The sequence below is a fragment of the uncultured Azohydromonas sp. genome (assembly GCF_937926365.1).
Classification (GTDB): Bacteria; Pseudomonadota; Gammaproteobacteria; order Burkholderiales; family Burkholderiaceae_C; genus Azohydromonas.
The window spans coordinates 39,578-56,479 of sequence record NZ_CALAOH010000008.1 but is presented as its reverse complement, the minus strand read 5'-3'; the positions used below and the strand labels follow the sequence as shown (position 1 = coordinate 56,479).

Genomic DNA, 16,902 nt, shown 5'->3' with positions numbered 1-16,902 from the left:
CACGACGGCGCGCCTGTGGGCGCTGATGCGGCGCTTCTTCGCCACGGCCGCCGGCGTCATCGAGGGCGACAACCCGCAGCTGGCCGAGAAGCTGCGCCGCGCCAGCCCCCACTGGACTCGCCACACGCATGCCACGCACGCCCTTGAGCGCGGCGCCGAGCTCACCACCGTGCGCGACAACTTGCGCCACGCCTCGATCGCCACCACCTCGACCTACCTGCATGGCGACGACACCAAGCGCGCGCGGGAAATGGCCCAGGCCTTCGCCGCCTCGCAGTCCTGATCAGGACGCCCGCTGCGGCCCCTACGGCTCCGGCAAGCACTGCCGAGGTACCGTTGCCCTGGCTTGCGAAGGCGTCCGTTGAGCGGTTGCCCTGGTGCAGGAGCAGTAGGGTCAGATTTAGTTGAAGGATGGGGCCAGATTTAGTTGTGGGAGCGGTCACAGGAAACCAGCACTGACGTGATTAGCGGTGCCTAGTGTTGATTACGTTCACTAATCTTCTTCAATAAAAATTTTGCTCAATCGTCTGGCATGCCTTGGCCGATCGCTAAACTGAAGCGCGCCACGGGATTTTTCGTGCCCCGGTGTTGCCCCTGCCTCCTATGTCCGCTTCCAACTCTTCCCTGTTACGCGACCGCTTGACGCGTGCTCACCTGGCATTGGCACGAGGCTGGGTACAAGGATTGGAACTGCGCGTCTTGGCCGAGCGATACCTCGCTGGCATCGATGGTGAAGCCAGCCTGGACTTGCGCATCGCACGTCAGCGGCTGCAACGCACGCTTGACGAACTGGCGGCAGCGGCACGGCGTGCCGGACTGAAAGGAGCTTCCACGCTTGCACGCCAGGCTGCACTGATCCGCGAACCCCAAGGTGTCCCCTCGCTGGAGGAATTTGCCAAGCGCTTCGACGCCGATTTCCACTCGCAGCAGGAGTTGCTGGATCTCTACCAAGCCGAGTACGGACAGGCGCAGGGCCTGGAGGCGGCGCGGCGGGCAGCCCGGCGCCGTGCGCGGCTGGTGGAGCGGCAACTGGAGCTCATCACTGCATTGGAGGGCGTCGTCGGTGAAGACCTGACACTGGGTTCACCGCTGGCTGCCTGGTTTGCACCCGCCATCACGGACCGGCTGCACCGGGCAGACCTCTTCACGGTGGCGCAAGTGGTGGACCGCATCCGCTCCGTGCCGAGGCGCTGGTGGTCCGGCATCCCGGGCGTTGGCGAGAGCAAGGGACAGCGTATCCGCCGTTTCATCGAAGCTCACCTGGGTCCCATTACTGCCGCATCGGCCGTCCCTGCCCTGCCAGCTCCGGATGCGCTGCCATCCGGCACCGGGCTTACCGCGGCCACCACGTTGGCGCGCAAGAAGTTGGCCGTGGTGCCGCTGGAGCGGCTGCATGTGCCCTTCGACCTCAGCGGGGAGCACGGCACCTTCCGCGCCCCGGTGGAACGCTGCGCCATCGCCGCACGCAACGACTACGACGCGATTCACACCTGGCTCTCCACCAAGTCATCGGAGCATACGCAGGCGGCCTACCGGCGGGAGGCGGAGCGGCTACTGCTGTGGTGCGTGCTGCAGCACAAGAAAGCGATGACCTCGCTGACGCTCGACGACGCGCTGGCCTATCGGGACTTCCTTGCCAATCCCCAACCAGCGGCGCAGTGGATCGGATCCAAGGGTGTTCCGCGCTTCGCGCCGCTGTGGCGGCCCTTTGCCGGGCCGCTCAAGGCCTCGTCGCAGAAGCAGGCCCTGGTCATCCTGCACGGCCTTTTCGAGTGGCTGATTTCCACCGGCTACACCACCACCAACCCGTTTGCCGGCGTGCGCATCCAGGGTGCCGCGCGCAAGGTCGCAGCGTCCACCGTGGCGGCCGACACCAGCGGACTGGAGCACGACCGGGCCAAGCGCAACCGCGTGCTGGCGCGCACGCTGCCTACACCGGCGCTCAAGGCCGTGCTGGAAGAACTGCAGGTACTGGAGCCAGGGGGGCGGAATCGCCGCACGGCGCTCGTGCTGCGCTTTCTGATTTCGACCGGTCTGCGCATCTCGGAACTCGCTGCTGCACGGCGCGATCACCTGGAGTGGATTCCACCGTCGCAGCAGGGCGATGGCGGCTGGGTGCTGCACGTGGTCGGCAAACGCGCCAAGCACCGCGAAGTGCCGCTGCCTGAGGATTTGGTGGAGGCGCTGAAATCGTATCTGAGCGCGCGCGGGCTGCCGGCCGAACTGGAGGACGTACCGCCCGGCACCTATCTCATCGGGAAGGTGGACGACCTTTTCTTGAAGCTACCCAGCGCCGGCCGCATGGATGTGGTGGACGCCAATGGAGCCATCGAGACCGTGACCGCGCTGCCCGATGGCACGCCAGCGTTCAAGGGCGATGGCGTGCGGCCGCAGACCATCCACGACGACCTGCAGCGCTTGTTCGAGCGTGTCGCGCAGCGGCTTGAAGGCAAGGACCGTGTCGGTGCACAGCGGTTACGCCTTGCTTCCGCCCACTGGCTGCGCCACACCAGTGCCAGCACCGCGGTGGCCGCCGGCGTGCCGCTGGATGTCGTGGGAGCGCTGCTGGGCCATGCCAGCCTTTCGACCACCTCGCAATACGTGCACGCCGAGTCGCACCGTGTGGCGAAAGAAATGAAAAAACTCTGGAAGCAGCTCACTTGAAAGCGGGGCGCACGCTCCGCCACTGCGCCGCTTGCACAAGCCTCGATGGCGATTGAATTGCATGGCGGCCCGCGCACCGCGCGGCCATCTTGTCTGAGCGTCTTGAATCCAGCCCGCTCCTTCCCAAGGCACGCGCGAATACCTGCTCGACCGGTTCTCGATCACAAGTGAGCACATGCTGGCGTCAATCTAAAATCAATAATCTTTTAAATTGGACTTGGCAATTTTGGCGTCGCGGCAGGCACATGAATTGACTGGGTGGGCAGCGGGAATCGCCGCCGCGGCGTGGGTTCTGCATCGGGGAGCGGCGGGGCCGTATCACGCATGGGCCTTGGCGGCGGTGTTCGCTGGTTACCTGGGTGGTACTGCGCCGGACTGGCTGGAGCTTGTTCCCTGGCGCAAGGGAAAGCGCTGGTGCACCCACCGCACGATCACGCACTGGGTCCCAGCCTGGACAGGTCTGCTTTATGGAGCGAATGCCGGGATCCAAACCCAATGGTGGTGCGCCCCACTGCTCGGATTTGCCGTTGGCGGACTGATACACCTGCTCATCGACTGGCCCAATCCCCTGGGCATTCCGATTCTCTGGTCGCGCCACTCGCTGAATTTATGGAAATCCGGCCGCGCCGACTCCTTCGTTGTGGCGGCCTGCTGGGCCGCAGCAATCTGGGTTTTCGATCGGCTCATCTTTGGATCGGTACATCTCCACCGTGCGTTGACGCTTCTCGACTTCGCGTAGTGGTTATCGAGAGCGGAGGATCGGTCCCCTGACGTACTGGCGCCGCTGCAAGCATGAGTGCTTGCAGCAAGCCTGGTGATCCGTCGTCCTAAACCAGCCACGGCTTGGAAAGGGCGAAGGAACATTCGAAGGGAAATCCAAGCCACCACAGCGGGGGGCATGCCCAACGGGAATTCCCACGTGGGAATCACCGCTTGCCACGCCGCCTTTTCTCGTCCGGGCCCGACAGGAATGCCGTGCCTTCAGTCCCAGGCCAATGCTGGAGCGGCGAGCAGTCCGGGCGGGCTGTTGCTTGGCAACAGCCATGCGCGTCCATCAAGTCGTCTGGAGAAATGCTTGCCCCGGACGTTGCTGCAGTCCCAACCCCTCGCAGTGACGACTACGGGCACATGCAGTATGAATGGCTTCCTGCAGTCCGCTTGGATTCCCACGTGGGAATCCAAAGACCTTGCTGAGCTGCCGCACCGCAGCCTGGCCTTCCTGGGCAGTGAGCCACGCGAGCCGCCGATTCACAATCTGGAGAAGCCTCCGATCGGCACCCTGGGCCACGCCAGAGTCCCTGCAACGCTGATCCATGCAGTGAACCCTTCTTCGCCGGCTGGTTCGGTTACGTGTCGCTTTCGGTCGATCCAAACAACGTCAGCATGCCGTTGGTCATCGTGAGGCCGGCAGGTTCATCACTCTGGTGTGAAGGCCTCCACCTTGCCCGGACTCGGGTTGCCCCGCCAGAGACAGCCGCCCCGTCGCAGGGCAGGCCAACAGTGCTGCGCTCCGCGCACGTCGCGGCGCCTCACGCGGCCACGCCATCTTGCAAACACTGTCCAGCAACCAAGCCAGCTTCCAGATTCAACGCCCACAGAGGATGCCTTTGGCGCGAAGCGTCGGCCCCGGGACGCCAAGGTCACCGACAGACTGCGCGCAACGGGCCCATGGGCCGGTACTCCCGTCCTGCCCAGTGCCGGTGGTGCGCGCGTGGGGTCCTGCTGTCAAAGACCAGCGCATTTAACGGAGGGAATGTTGAAGCGGCGCGTGCGATGGTGGCGACGCCCAGGCAACGCCGAATAGGAGAGCCGGTTCTCACGTGGGAATCGCAGTACGGTTCAGACCTGGCAGCGTCATGAGCCAGTCGTGCCAGAGCTGGGACGCCGGCCAGCTGCATGCTCTTTGCCCCCTGTTCGTCAGCAAAGGGAAATGCCTGGGGATACCGTCAAATCAATGTCACCTCGGAGTGAAAATACGCAACAACTTTTTTGACAAAAAAAATCTGACTACTTAGATTAGCGCCCGTTTCCGATTTCCTTCCTTAACGGGCAGACAATCTCATGGCCAAGATCGTTGCGGTTGCCAACCAAAAGGGCGGCGTAGGCAAGACCGTCACCACCGTCCATCTGGCGGCGATGCTGGGCGAGTTTGGCGCCAGGGTCGTGGTGGTCGATGCCGACCCGCAGAACAACGCGGTGGACTACCTCAGCCGTGGAGACAGCTTTCCCGCCGAGGCTGTGTCGTTGTCCGAAGCCAAGGTGTCGCTGGGCGAGCTGCTGGAGGCCCTGGACCCGCAGTACGACTTCATCGTCATTGACGGCCCGCCCAGCAAGGGCGCTCCGGCCACCCGTGCCGCCGTGGTCGCCGCCGACTTGATCGTGGTGCCCGTGGACTCCGCCTACGACGACATGAAGTCCACGCTCGATTTCACTCACGAGCTTCACGAGCTGGAAAAGGAGCTGGGCCGCACCCTCGATGCCCGCATCCTCTTCACCAAGGATGGCGACTACGCGATCAACAAGGCGATCAGGTCCGTCGTCCCCGGCGCAGCACAGCTGGAAGCCTTGCGCACGCGCACGCCGTGGCGATCCTCGTTCAGGAACAACTCGCCAGCCGGGTTGCCGGTCACCCAGTACAAGGATGAAGTTGCGAAAACATCCTTCAGAAACCTGCGCGACGAAATTCTCAAGCTGATGGGCATGGAACCCATGGGCGCTCCCGAGCCGGCGGCGTCCAAGCCTGTCGCGACCAAGAAGGCCAGGAAGACGGCTCCGCGCAAGGCGCCTGCACGCGCTGCCGGAAAGCAGGTCGAAGCGACCACCGGGGAAAACTGATGACGCAAGAACAGAGGAATCCCGACCAGGAAGCGGGCGGGGCATCCCAGCCCGTATCAAAGACCAGCCCGATGCAAAGCAAGCTGCTGGCGAACATTCAGCGGGGCGTAGCGGGTGGTGCCGCTGCAGCACGGTCCAATCGTTTCGCGCAAGCCAAGGCCGTGGAGGCAACAACCGTCCAGGCCGCCATCGCGGACGGCAGCTCCCAGGCGGCTGCACTGGTGCAGGGCCATCCTGCGGCCGGACTGGTGCTGCCGGCCGAAGGGACGGCTTCGAACGTGTCACTGCAGCGTTACGTGCCGGGCATGCCGCTGAAGGTCGGCATGTGCCTGGAGGTGAATCTTGACGATCTCCTGGAGAGCCCGGTCCAGCCCCGCGTCTTCTTCGATGAAATCCGTCTGTCCGAAATCAAGGCCTCACTGGCGCAGCACGGACAGCAGCAACTGGGCCAGGCCCTGCTGCCCCAGCCGGGAGCCTCCAAGCTCACGCTGCGGGAAGGACACACGCGTCGCAAGCTTCTGCGCGAGCTGGGCAAGCCGACGATGCGCGTCGAGATCGTCCAACCCGGCCGGACCGAGGAGGAGGAGGCCGTACTGGCGCGCGAGGTGAACGACAAGCGTTGCGCCATCACGGTGTTCGACATGGCGGTTCGCCTGACCGAGTTCCTGGACCGGTGCGAAACCGAGAAGAGGGCGCTGCCGCCGGGCGAGTCGTTGGCCCATCGCTTCGGCCTGGGCAGTGCTACGCGCGTGAGCGAGTTCACCACCATCGGCCGGCTGCCACGCCCGCTGCTGCAGGAAATGTTCAAGGCCAACTTCAAGCGCTCCACGGCGTACCTGGTCGCACGCCACCACAGGCGCTCGAACAACCTCACGGACACGCTGAAACTCGTCGAGCAGATCGTTCGGGAAAAGATGCCCGTGCGCAGGCTGGAAGCGATGCTCGGCGACGAGAACCAGCAAGCTGCGGAGCCGGTACCCACGGCCAAGGCGCGCCAGAAGTCCCTGGCCGTGACCTTGGTGGAAGGAGCTCTCAAGGGCGAGGTCAAACTTTTCGACACCGGCGTGCTGCAGCTCAAGCTCAAGCCCGGCGCCCAGGGCCAGAGCACCGCGGTGGCACTGCACACCCGGCTGCAGCAGCTGCTGCGCGAGGTTGGCCTGGAAGTCAAGGCGGCGGACGCGCCACCAAACTGACCATTTTTGTGCGGGATGCCGACGACAGGCAGCGCACCGCCAGGGTCAAGACTGTTTTTGTGCCGCAGCCGGCTCATTCCACCTAATCACGGACGGCAACCTGACTGTTTTTGTGCAGCCGCCCCCTTGTAGGACGCGTTCGTGCGCGTTGCGCACGGGGCAGAGGCTGACGTCGGCGAGATCGGCGCGTCCAGTGCAGACCTGGGCCTCCGCACAAGAATAGTCATCATTGCCGCGAGCGACCGGCCAGCGCCGCACAAAAATGGTCAGGATCGGTCTTGTGGTGCCTGTCTTTTTCTGGGGCTGACATGCATGCCAACCAGATCAAGCCTACGCGTACCGTGCCGGCATTCGTGCCCAGCCGGGGTACCGCACAAAAATGATCAGGATGCAGCTGCCCAACCGAAGGGCAGCTCACCGGTTGACGTTCCCACCACTCACCTGGCGGCCTATCAGCTCGCTGGCGGAACACCTAACCGGCACGAGAACGGCACAAGAATGATCGTGATGGCTCCGTTGAACCTGCCTTCCCTCACCCGCAGCGCCGATTGAAACGCATGTGCTCTTGCCTGGACTGGCAACCATGCTCCCCGGCAACGGTTCAGCGCAGACGCCCGCACAAAAATGGTCATGTTTCCAGGCAATGCGGTGGGGGAAGTTCCATGCCGAGCCTGTATCACAAGTCCATGGGCCGCCTTTCGCACGAGAGGACATCACGCCGTTACCCCGTGTGGTGAAGAGCGGATGCACAAAAACGGTCAGCATCGCCCGGCCACGGTCAGCGTGGCAGTTGCAGAGGCCTTACCGGCTTTGGCGAAGCACCGGCCCCGTCTACCCGCACGGCAGCGCGCAGTCCTGTCGGCGCTCGAGCGCATAAAAACAGCGGGACACACAACTGCCAATAGCCGAAGACCGAAGACCGAAGACCGAAGACCGCTTTGGAGGATCGTTTCTGACAACCGGTGTCTCAGGCCAATCTCATGCTTTGCTAGCTAGCCTGTTAAATACTTTAAAAGCCAGCCAGCATTCGACGCTCAAAAATTCCTTGCGAATCAACGACTTAGAACTGCAAAACTGACTGTTTTTGTGCCCAAAAAGCACCATCATGACCATTCTTGTGCCAATCATGACCATTCTTGTGAAAGCCAAACTGACCATTTCTGTGCGGCTACATGACCATTTCTGTGCGGCATCATGACCAAGCTTGTGAAAGCTGACCGTTCTTGTGCGGAGCCGCGCAAGTTGTTGACGGTGAATGGCAATTGGCGGTTTTCCACAGGCATCCTGACTGTTTTTGTGCTCGCAGGGCCTTTCAAGAGGGCATGCTGACTGTTTCTGTGCGACGCATGGGGAAACCTGTCTGCAAGCACGCAACAAAATGACCATGGCAATTGACGAATAGTCATGATGGACGATAGCCTTGCGCACCTTTTGAACAGCCCACATGCCGGTTTCGATGCCTGTTCCCAAACCCATCAAGGACGCCGCCGGCGAGCAGTACGCCCTGCAACTATTTGAGGAAACCATTGGCCGAAAGGGTCGCCTAGCGACCATTGCCGATGCGGATCAGGACCTGGCGTTTCCCAAGAACAACATCTTCGTGGACGTCGCCGGCATCGGGGTGCTGACTCGACGCGGTCTCAACGTCATGAACTACCTGGCGTGTGATGCGCCGGTCGATGTGGTCGAGTTCGAGTGCGATGTGGACCTGTTCAAGTTCCTGTTGAACTACCAGAGTCGCAACCACAAGCACCTCAACGACGCGCTGCGCGAAGCGCAGAAGGCCAGTGTGGTCGTCAGGCGCGAACGGCCCAACGGCAGTACCAGCCACGAATTCGTTTCCATCCCGCTGGTCGGCATCGTGGGCGTGGCCGGTGGCAAGGTCTATTTCAAATTCGACCCGGCCATCCGCAAGCTGCACAAGAACCCGCAGGGCTTTACCTTCTTGTCATTGCGCACGACCTCGGCGTTCACCTCGGTCTTCGCGCACAGCCTGTACGAGAAGCTCAAGTCCGTGGCATTCCGCGGCTCGCCTACCGAATGGCTCACGGTCGAGGAAGCGCGCAAGTGGACCGGCGCGGATGACGCCAAGTTCATGGAAGCCTGGCCGGAATTTCGCCGCCGCGCGCTGCTCGTTGCGGTGGGCCAGATCAACGAGCTCTCCGACCTCCACGTGGAGGTCGAAACCAAGTCTTCTCCCGGGTCCAAGAAGGTGACCCACCTGCGCTTCCAGTTCAAGGAACAGGAAGGCAAGATGGTCCAGTCCCTGCGACAGACCGAAACCCGCCGGACCATCTACCAGGTGCTTCGGGGTGAGTTCGGCATCGGCACGGTGGACCTGCAGGCCATCACCATGAATGCCGAGGAATACACCCCAGAACGCATCCAGGCCGCCATCGACTTCGTCCGCCACCGCATGAAGCGGGGCGGCAAGAAGGTCAAGCTGCCGGGACGCCTGTTCATGAAGGCGCTCCAGGAAGGCTGGACCGTGCCCGAGGCCGAGCGCGACGAATTGGCTGCGCTGCCCGTGGCGGCAGCTCCTGGGCCAACGCCGGGCATTGCGCGCGCGCTTGGCGCCTCCGAGGACGCCGCGCCTGATCCGCTGCAGCTCGGCTACCAGCGCGACGGCGAAAAGGGCTTCACGCAGTACCTGTCGTTGGACGAGGCGCGGCAAGCCGAAGTGCGCGCTGCCTTCGCCCGCACGCGGGTGTTCCGGGTGTTGCAGGCTCAACTGCAGCGTGAGAAGGGCCCTCTGACTCCTGCGGAGGTGCAAAGCAACGACCGACTGCGTTGGGCCCTGGGCAATCACCTCCTGTCCGCGAAGAAGAAGGCCGCGGCCAAGAAGACCCACAGCGCCAACCCTGCGCAGATGGGCTTGATGGACAACTGACGCCTGCCACTGCGCGCAGCGTCCAGGCTTTGCCAGTCTCGCCAAGTGGCCGGCCTTACCTCGTCGCGCTCGGTGTCGGTGTGCTGGTGTTCTTTTCGGCCGAGTCGGCCGTCGTGCGCAGGCGGCTTCAGGCCGATCGCCGCAACCGCCGGCTGCGCCACCAGCCCACCAGCGTCAGGCCCAGCCAGAAGCATTGCGTCAGAAACGACGCAAGGTTGAAGGTGTGCGCCAGCGACACCAGGATGCAAGCCGGTCCGACGACGAGGCAGCCCAGGCATGAATCCGTCACTTCCCTCGAAATAAATTTGTACCAATGTAATATGCGGTGATGGATATGTACCCGCAGCGAACATTGCCCGGCGCAGAGTCCGGTCCGGGATGGCCGGATTGTGGTTGTGCGCTTTTCTTCGATTTCGATGGCACTCTGGTTGATATAGCACCTACACCGGCGACGGTGGTGGTGGATCCGGCGCTGCCGCCGCTGCTGCAGCGGCTGGCGCAGCAGCTCAGCGGGGCGGTGGCCATCGTGAGCGGCCGCGCACTGGCCGACATCGATGCCTTGCTGGGGCTGCCCAGGCTGTGCGCCGCGGGCGTGCACGGTGCCGAGTGGCGCGCTCTGGACAGCCATGTGCGCCGTATCCCGGTGCCCGCGCTGAAGGTGGCCGTTGCGCCGCTGCAGCAGCTGTGCGCTCGTTTCCCGGGGTTGCGCCTGGAGCACAAGCCCGGCGCGCTTGCGCTGCACTACCGGCAGGCGCCGGAGCTTGAGGCGCAGTGCCTGCAGGCGATGCACGATGCGCTGCAGCGCGTCGAGGGCATGGCGCTGCAGCGCGGCAAGCTCGTCGTCGAGCTCAAGCCGCGTGGCGCGAGCAAGGCCGCCGCGGTGCGGCGCTTTCTGGAGCAGCGGCCCTTCCAGCACCGGCGCGCCTGGTTCTTCGGTGACGATGTGACCGACGAGAGCGCGTTCGAAGCGGTGCAGGCTGCCGGCGGCGTGACGGTGAAGGTGGGCGAGGGCGAGACGCTGGCCGAGTACCGCCTGGCCGGTCCGCGGCAGGTGCGGGACTGGATCGAGGCTGCCGTGGACCGGCTGGAGACCGGTGGCGGCAGGGGGCTCGCGCCATGAGCCGCCTGGTGGTTGTCTCCAACCGCGTGGCCGACCCGCGCCGCGCGGCCGCCGGCGGGCTGGCGGTGGCGCTGGGCGACGCGTTGGCGGCTTCGGGCGGGCTGTGGTTCGGCGCGGATGCCGAGGTCGTCGAGGACGGCAGCGCGGCGGCCGGCCAGGTGCGCACGCACCGGGCGGGACCGGTGACGCTGGCCTCCGTGGTGCTGGGCCGTACCGACCATGACCAGTACTACCGCGGCTACGCCAACGGGGTGCTGTGGCCGGTGTTCCACTACCGGCTGGACCTGGCGCAGTTCGACGCCGGCCATCTGGACGGCTACAGGCGCGTGAACCGCCTGTTCGCGCAGCAGCTGCGCTCCCTGCTGCGTCCCGACGACGTGGTGTGGGTGCATGACTACCACCTCATCCCGCTGGCCGCCGAGCTGCGTGCGCTGGGCTGCCAGCAGCGCATCGGCTTCTTTCTGCACATCCCGTTGCCGCCGCCGCTGATCCTGGCGGCGTTGCCCGCGCACGACTGGCTCGTGCGCGCGCTCTTCGCCTATGACCTGGTCGGGCTGCAAAGCCAGGCCGACCTCAACCACTTGCACCGCTACCTCGCCGTCGAGGCGCGCGCCGAAGTGCTCTCGGACAACCTGTTCGGCGCCTTCAACCGCGTGTTGCGCGCCGGGGCGTTTCCCATCGGCATCGACGTGGCCGAGTTCGAGGCGATGACGCAGGCCGCGCCGGCGCAGAAGACGCTGGCCACGCTGCGCGAGCAGTACGCACAGCGCAGGCTGCTCGTGGGCGTGGACCGGCTCGACTATTCCAAGGGGCTGCCGCAGCGCCTGCGCGCCATGCGCACGCTGCTGGAGCGCCATCCCGAAACGCGCTCCAGCGCGACGCTGGTGCAAGTCGCCGCGCCCTCGCGTGAGGAGGTCGATGCTTATGGCGACATACGCCGCGAGCTCGAAGGGTTGGCCGGGGCCATCAACGGCGACTTCGGCGAACTCGACTGGATGCCCATCCGCTACCTGCACCGCACCGTGGCGCGCAACCGCATCCCGGGCCTGTACCGTGCCAGCCGCGCGGCGCTGGTGACGCCGCTGCGCGACGGCATGAACCTGGTGGCCAAGGAGTTCATCGCGGCGCAGGACCCGGCCGACCCGGGCGTGCTGGTGCTCTCGCGCTTTGCCGGCGCGGCCGAGCAGCTGACCGACGCGCTGCTGGTCAACCCCTACGACACCGAGGCCACGGCCGAGGCGATACGGCGCGCGCTGCAGATGCCGCTGCAGGAGCGGCAGGTGCGCCACGAACGGCTGCTGGCCGAGATCCGGTGCCACGACGTGCACTGGTGGCGCCAGAGCTTCCTTGACACCCTGATGGAGACGAATGCATGACCGACGAATTGCTGGCCAAGGCCGCGTTGCTGTGGGGTTCGCTGGGCGGCGCGGCGATGGTGGGCCTGCGCGTGCTGTTGATCGTCGTCGTCAGCCTGGTGCTCATCCGCGTGCTGCAAGGCGTCATTCACGGCTTTCGCTCGCGCCTGGCCGGCCGCATGCTGGACCGGGAGGCGGTGCGGCGCGCCGAGACGCTGAGTCGCGTCTGCCGCTACCTCGCGACGGTGGTGATCTCGCTGATCGCGGGCATGCTGGTGCTGGGCGAGATCGGCATCTCCGTGGCCCCCATCCTGGGCGCAGCCGGCGTGGTGGGCCTGGCCGTGGGCTTCGGCGCGCAAAGCCTGGTCAAGGACTACTTCACCGGCTTCTTCCTGCTGCTGGAGGACCAGATCCGGCAGGGCGACGTGGTCAAGCTCGGTGCGCACGCCGGCCTGGTCGAGGACGTGACGCTGCGCTACGTGCGGCTGCGCGACTACGACGGCAACGTGCACTTCGTGCCCAACGGCGAGATCACGACCGTCGTCAACATGAGCCGCGGCTTCGCGCAGGCCGTCATCGACGTGCGCGTGGCCTACCGCGAGAACATCGACGACGTCGTGGCCGTGATGCGCGAGGTCGGCGCGCAGTTGCGCGCCGACGCGGCCTTTGCCCCGAAACTGCTGGACGACCTGGAAATCGCCGGCGTGGACAGCCTGGCCGAATCGGCCGTGATCGTGCGCTGCCGCTTCAAGTGCGTAGCCCTGGAGCAGTGGAGCGTCCGGCGGGAGTATCTGCGCCGGCTCAAGCACGCCTTCGATGAGCGGGGCATCGAGATTCCGTTCCCGCACCTCACGGTCTACACGGGCCAGGAAAAGCGCGGCGCTGCGTCGCAGTGGCCAACGCGCATGGTGGGCGCGTTGCCGCAGCAGATACCGCAGGACGGCTGAGAGTCCCACGGCACGCTCCGAGTGCGTTGATGAAATGACTTCGTCACACCCGCCGGCATGAATGTGCAGATTGGGCCTGCAATGCCTCAAAGGCCATGGTACGGGACAACCGTGCAAGCTGTCCGAGCTTTCTTGTCCACATTCGCCTGAGTGCCAGGTTCCTCTGCCAGAGTGGACGAATGGCCGGCTCGATGGAGCCCTGTCTTCCACCCCAGGCAAGGACAAGCTCTGACGCATGACGGATGATCGCTCAACGGTTGACCGCAACGACGCTTCGAAGTCCGGCCACTGGCACACGCTGTCCCGATCCGCGACGGAGCAGGCACTTCAGACCGGCCCTGCGGGACTGTCCGAGGTCGAGGCCCGCCGGCGGCTGGACCGGTATGGGCCCAACCGGCTGGCGCCACCGAAACGCCGCGGACCGCTGCTGAGGCTGCTGCTGCAGTTCCACAACATCCTGCTGTACGTGATGATGGCTGCCGCGGCCATCACCGCGCTGCTGGGGCACTGGGTCGATACGGGCGTGCTGATGATGGCCGTGGTCATCAATGCCCTCATCGGCTTCATCCAGGAAGGCAAGGCCGAGTCCGCGCTGGACGCCATCCGGGCCATGCTCTCGCCACACGCCACCGTGGTCCGCGAGGGCGTGCGCCGCGAGATCGATGCCACGGAACTGGTGCCCGGCGACGTGGTCGTGCTCGCGTCCGGGGACCGGGTGCCGGCCGACTTGCGGCTCGTCGCCGTCAAGGAACTGCGCGTCGAGGAAGCGGCCCTGACCGGCGAGTCCCTGCCCGTGGAAAAGAGCGATGCCGCCGTGGCTGAGGACGCTGCGCTGGGTGACCGCTACGGCATGGCGTACTCGGGCACGCTGGTGGTCTACGGACAGGCCACGGGCATCGTCGTGACGACGGGCGCGGCCACCGAGCTGGGCAAGATCAACCAGATGCTCTCCGGCATCCAGAGCCTGACCACGCCGCTGCTGCGGCAGGTGGACCGCTTCGGACGCGTGCTCGCGCAGGCCATCCTGGCCCTGTCGGCGGCAACCTTCGCGCTGGGCACCCTGTGGCGCGGACACGCCGCGTCCGAGATGTTCATGATGGTGGTGGCGCTGGCCGCCTCGGCCATCCCCGAGGGGCTCCCGGCGATCATGACGGTCACGCTCGCGCTGGGCGTGCAGCGCATGGCGCGGCACAACGCCATCATCCGGCGCCTGCCGGCGGTGGAGGCCCTGGGCTCGGTGACGGTGATCTGTTCCGACAAGACAGGTACGCTCACCCGCAACGAAATGACCGTGCAGCGCGTGGTGTGCGCGGGCCATGCCTTCGAGGTCAGCGGCGTGGGCTATGAACCAGCGGGCGAGATCAGCGCCCACGGCCATGCCGTCGATCCTGACCACTATCCGGCGCTGGCCCTGGCCATCCGCGCCGGCGTGCTGTGCAATGACGCGCGGCTGCGCCAGGAGGCCGGGCTGTGGCGCGTCGAGGGCGACCCCACCGAGGGCGCGCTGCTCGTGCTGGGCGGCAAGACCGGGTTCACCCAGCACCTGGGCGAGGAGGCCTGGCCGCGGCTGGACTCGATCCCGTTCGAATCGCAGCACCGCTTCATGGTCACGTTTCACCGCGACAGTGACGGCGAGCCATGGCTCTTCGTCAAGGGAGCGCCCGAGCAAGTCCTGGATATGTGCCACGCGCAGATGGGCCACGATGGCGAGCAACCGCTGGACGTGGACTATTGGCGCCGCATGGCCACCGACACGGCAGCCAAGGGCCTGCGACTGCTGGGCGTGGCCTGCAAGCGGGCTGCGCCCGGCGGCGAGCGCCTGGCCTTTGCCGACGCGCAGTCGGGTTACGTGATGCTGGCCCTCATGGGCATCATCGACCCGCCGCGCGAGGAGGCGATGCAGGCGGTGCGCGAATGCCACCAGGCGGGCATCCGGGTCAAGATGATCACGGGCGACCATGCCGAGACGGCGCGCGCCATCGGGGCGCAGCTGGCCATCGGCGTGGGCAAGCCCGCCATCACCGGTGCGGAGCTGTCGTTGATGGACGATGCGGCGCTGCGCCGCGTGGTCATGGAAGTGGACGTCTTCGCGCGCGCCAGTCCCGAGCACAAGCTGCGGCTGGTGCAGGCGCTCCAGGCCGCTGGACAGGTGGTGTCGATGACCGGTGACGGCGTCAACGACGCGCCGGCCCTCAAGCGCGCCGACGTCGGCGTGGCCATGGGCCTCAAGGGCACGGAGGCCGCCAAGGAGGCGGCCGACATGGTGCTGGCCGACGACAACTTCGCCACCATTGCCCGCGCCGTGCGGGAGGGCCGCGCGGTCTACGACAACCTCAAGAAGTTCATCCTTTTCATGCTGCCGACCAACGGCGGCGAAGCGCTGGTGGTGATCGCCGCCATCCTGTTCGAGCTGGCGCTGCCGCTGACGCCCGCGCAGGTGCTGTGGATCAACATGGTGACCTCCAGCACGCTGGGGCTGGCGCTGGCCTTCGAGCCCGCGGAGCGCGACGTCATGCAGCGCCGGCCACGGCCGCCCGGCGAGGCCCTGTTGTCGGGCTTCTTCATCTGGCGGGTGCTGATGGTGTCGGTCCTGATGATGACCGGGGCGCTGGGCCTGTTCCTCTGGGAGCTGGGCCAGGGTACGCCCATCGACACCGCGCGCACGATGGTCGTCAACGCGGTGGTCGTGGCGGAGATGTTCTACCTGCTCAATAGCCGCTTCATCCTGGCCTCGGTCGCCAACCGCGAGGGCCTGCTGGGCAACCGCTACGTCCTTTGGGCCATCGCCGCGTGCATCCTGCTGCAGCTCGCCTACACCTATGCACCGGCCCTGCAAGCCATCTTCGATTCGACGGAACTGAGGCCGCAGGAGTGGATCAAGGTCGTTGCGGCCGGCTTGCTCGTGTTCGGTGTGGCCGAACTCGAAAAGCTCGTGATCCGCCGCACCCCGCTGGCGCGGCGCATGAGCCATGCGCGCGTGACCAGCACGCAGCCCCAAGGAGCTCCAAATGGTTGAAGCCCGCCCAGCCGGCCCCTTCCCCCAGCGCTTGTTGCTGGCCACCGACCTCAGCGCACGCTGCGACCGGGCGTTGGACCGGGCCGCGCAACTGGCACTGCAGTGGGGAGCCGAGCTGGTGGCGCTGCATGTGCTGGACCCGTCGGTTTCGCCCGATCAGACCCTGGCCTGGATTGGCGGGGCCAACCAGGCGGAGCTGCTGCAGGTGGCGGCGCAGCAGCTCTCACGCGATCTGGGACAGGTGAATGTCCCGGTGGCCATGCGCTTGGGCACGGGCCGCGACGTCGCCGACACGGTAGCCGAGACCGCCACGCGGGACCATGCCGGGCTGGTCGTCACCGCCGTTTCGCAAGGTGGCGCTCTGCGGCAGTTCCTGCTGGGCTCGACCGTCGAGCGCCTGGCGAGGTCGCTGTCGCAACCGCTGCTGGTGGTGCGCAAGCGCTCCCATGGGCCTTACCAGCGGGTGCTCGTTGCAAGTGATTTCTCGCCCTCTTCCCGCCATGCCCTGCAAACCGCCGCGCAGCTGTTTCCAGGGGTTGAGCTGGTGGTCTACCACGCCTGCATGACCACGCCGGTGGGGCTGGCCGGTGCCGTGCCGACCGGCGCTGGCAACACCGAGGCCGCGCAGCGCGAGTGTGCGGCATTCGTGGCTTCCAGCGCGCTGCCCGGCTCCGTGAAAGTCAGGTGCGTCATCGAGGAAGGTGCGATCGAAACGACCCTGGCTCGGTACGTGCGGCGGCACGACATCGAGCTGGTGGTGATGGGCAGCCGGGGGCGCGGCGCGGTCATGAGCCTGCTGCTGGGCAGCACCGCGGCGCGCTTGCTGGAGTGGCTGCCCTGCGACACGCTGCTGGTGCGCGAGCCGCGCGTGGAAGGATGAGG

13 protein-coding genes are annotated in these 16,902 nt (G+C 65.8%); 11 read left to right on the top strand and 2 right to left on the bottom strand.

The genetic code is table 11. From position 1 onward, the window contains the following. The 5 genes from Q0741_RS00635 to Q0741_RS00615 form a co-directional block, all read left to right on the top strand. Positions 1-283, top strand: a 283-nt coding sequence (locus tag Q0741_RS00635; protein ID WP_298231266.1) for a tyrosine-type recombinase/integrase, incomplete at its 5' end; no start/stop codon positions are given. 401 nt (positions 284-684) lie between these two features. After that, complete coding sequence (locus Q0741_RS00630) at positions 685-2,664, top strand: tyrosine-type recombinase/integrase (protein ID WP_298231265.1); 1,980 nt, start codon at positions 685-687, stop codon at positions 2,662-2,664. A 211-nt stretch (positions 2,665-2,875) separates the two neighbouring features. Continuing rightward, positions 2,876-3,403 carry a metal-dependent hydrolase gene (locus Q0741_RS00625; RefSeq protein ID WP_367184046.1) on the top strand — a complete coding sequence of 176 codons (528 nt, stop codon included), beginning with the start codon at positions 2,876-2,878 and terminating at the stop codon, positions 3,401-3,403. Positions 3,404-4,725: 1,322 nt separating this feature from the next. After that, complete coding sequence (locus tag Q0741_RS00620) at positions 4,726-5,499, top strand: ParA family protein (protein WP_298231264.1); 774 nt, start codon at positions 4,726-4,728, stop codon at positions 5,497-5,499. A 161-nt stretch (positions 5,500-5,660) separates the two neighbouring features. After that, a complete protein-coding gene (locus Q0741_RS00615) occupies positions 5,661-6,692 on the top strand; it encodes a hypothetical protein (RefSeq protein WP_298231263.1) in 1,032 nt (343 codons plus the stop codon). A 978-nt stretch (positions 6,693-7,670) separates the two neighbouring features. On the opposite strand, the gene Q0741_RS00610 is transcribed toward Q0741_RS00615, so the two are convergent. Beyond that, positions 7,671-8,168 (bottom strand): hypothetical protein, encoded by a 498-nt coding sequence (locus tag Q0741_RS00610; protein WP_298231262.1) that lies wholly within the window; start codon positions 8,166-8,168, stop codon positions 7,671-7,673. On the opposite strand from Q0741_RS00610, the gene Q0741_RS00605 reads away from it, so the two are divergent. Next, positions 8,137-9,582, top strand: coding sequence for a replication initiation protein (locus tag Q0741_RS00605; RefSeq protein ID WP_298231261.1), 1,446 nt, complete (start codon positions 8,137-8,139; stop codon positions 9,580-9,582). The two genes, Q0741_RS00610 and Q0741_RS00605, sit on opposite strands and share 32 nt — an antisense overlap. A gap of 127 nt (positions 9,583-9,709) precedes the next feature. Here Q0741_RS00605 and Q0741_RS00600 read toward each other — a convergent pair whose 3' ends face one another. Further along, positions 9,710-9,871, bottom strand: coding sequence for a hypothetical protein (locus Q0741_RS00600; protein ID WP_298231260.1), 162 nt, complete (start codon positions 9,869-9,871; stop codon positions 9,710-9,712). Positions 9,872-9,916: 45 nt separating this feature from the next. Between Q0741_RS00600 and otsB the strand changes: the two genes are divergently transcribed. The 5 genes from otsB (at position 9,917) to Q0741_RS00575 (ending at position 16,900) form a co-directional block, all read left to right on the top strand. Further along, positions 9,917-10,702 (top strand): trehalose-phosphatase, encoded by a 786-nt coding sequence (gene otsB / locus Q0741_RS00595; protein WP_298231269.1) that lies wholly within the window; start codon positions 9,917-9,919, stop codon positions 10,700-10,702. Then, positions 10,699-12,078, top strand: a complete 1,380-nt coding sequence (locus Q0741_RS00590) for a trehalose-6-phosphate synthase (RefSeq protein WP_298231259.1) — start codon at positions 10,699-10,701, stop codon at positions 12,076-12,078. Before otsB ends, Q0741_RS00590 begins: the two co-directional genes overlap by 4 nt. Next, positions 12,075-13,004, top strand: coding sequence for a mechanosensitive ion channel family protein (locus tag Q0741_RS00585; protein WP_298231258.1), 930 nt, complete (start codon positions 12,075-12,077; stop codon positions 13,002-13,004). The genes Q0741_RS00590 and Q0741_RS00585 overlap by 4 nt, the downstream gene beginning before the upstream one ends. A gap of 235 nt (positions 13,005-13,239) precedes the next feature. Next, the gene (locus tag Q0741_RS00580) at positions 13,240-16,020 is read left to right on the top strand and encodes a cation-transporting P-type ATPase (protein ID WP_298231257.1); all 2,781 of its coding nucleotides are present in this window, start codon (positions 13,240-13,242) and stop codon (positions 16,018-16,020) included. Beyond that, a complete protein-coding gene (locus tag Q0741_RS00575) occupies positions 16,013-16,900 on the top strand; it encodes a universal stress protein (RefSeq protein ID WP_298231256.1) in 888 nt (295 codons plus the stop codon). The genes Q0741_RS00580 and Q0741_RS00575 overlap by 8 nt, the downstream gene beginning before the upstream one ends. Positions 16,901-16,902: the final 2 nt, after the last annotated feature.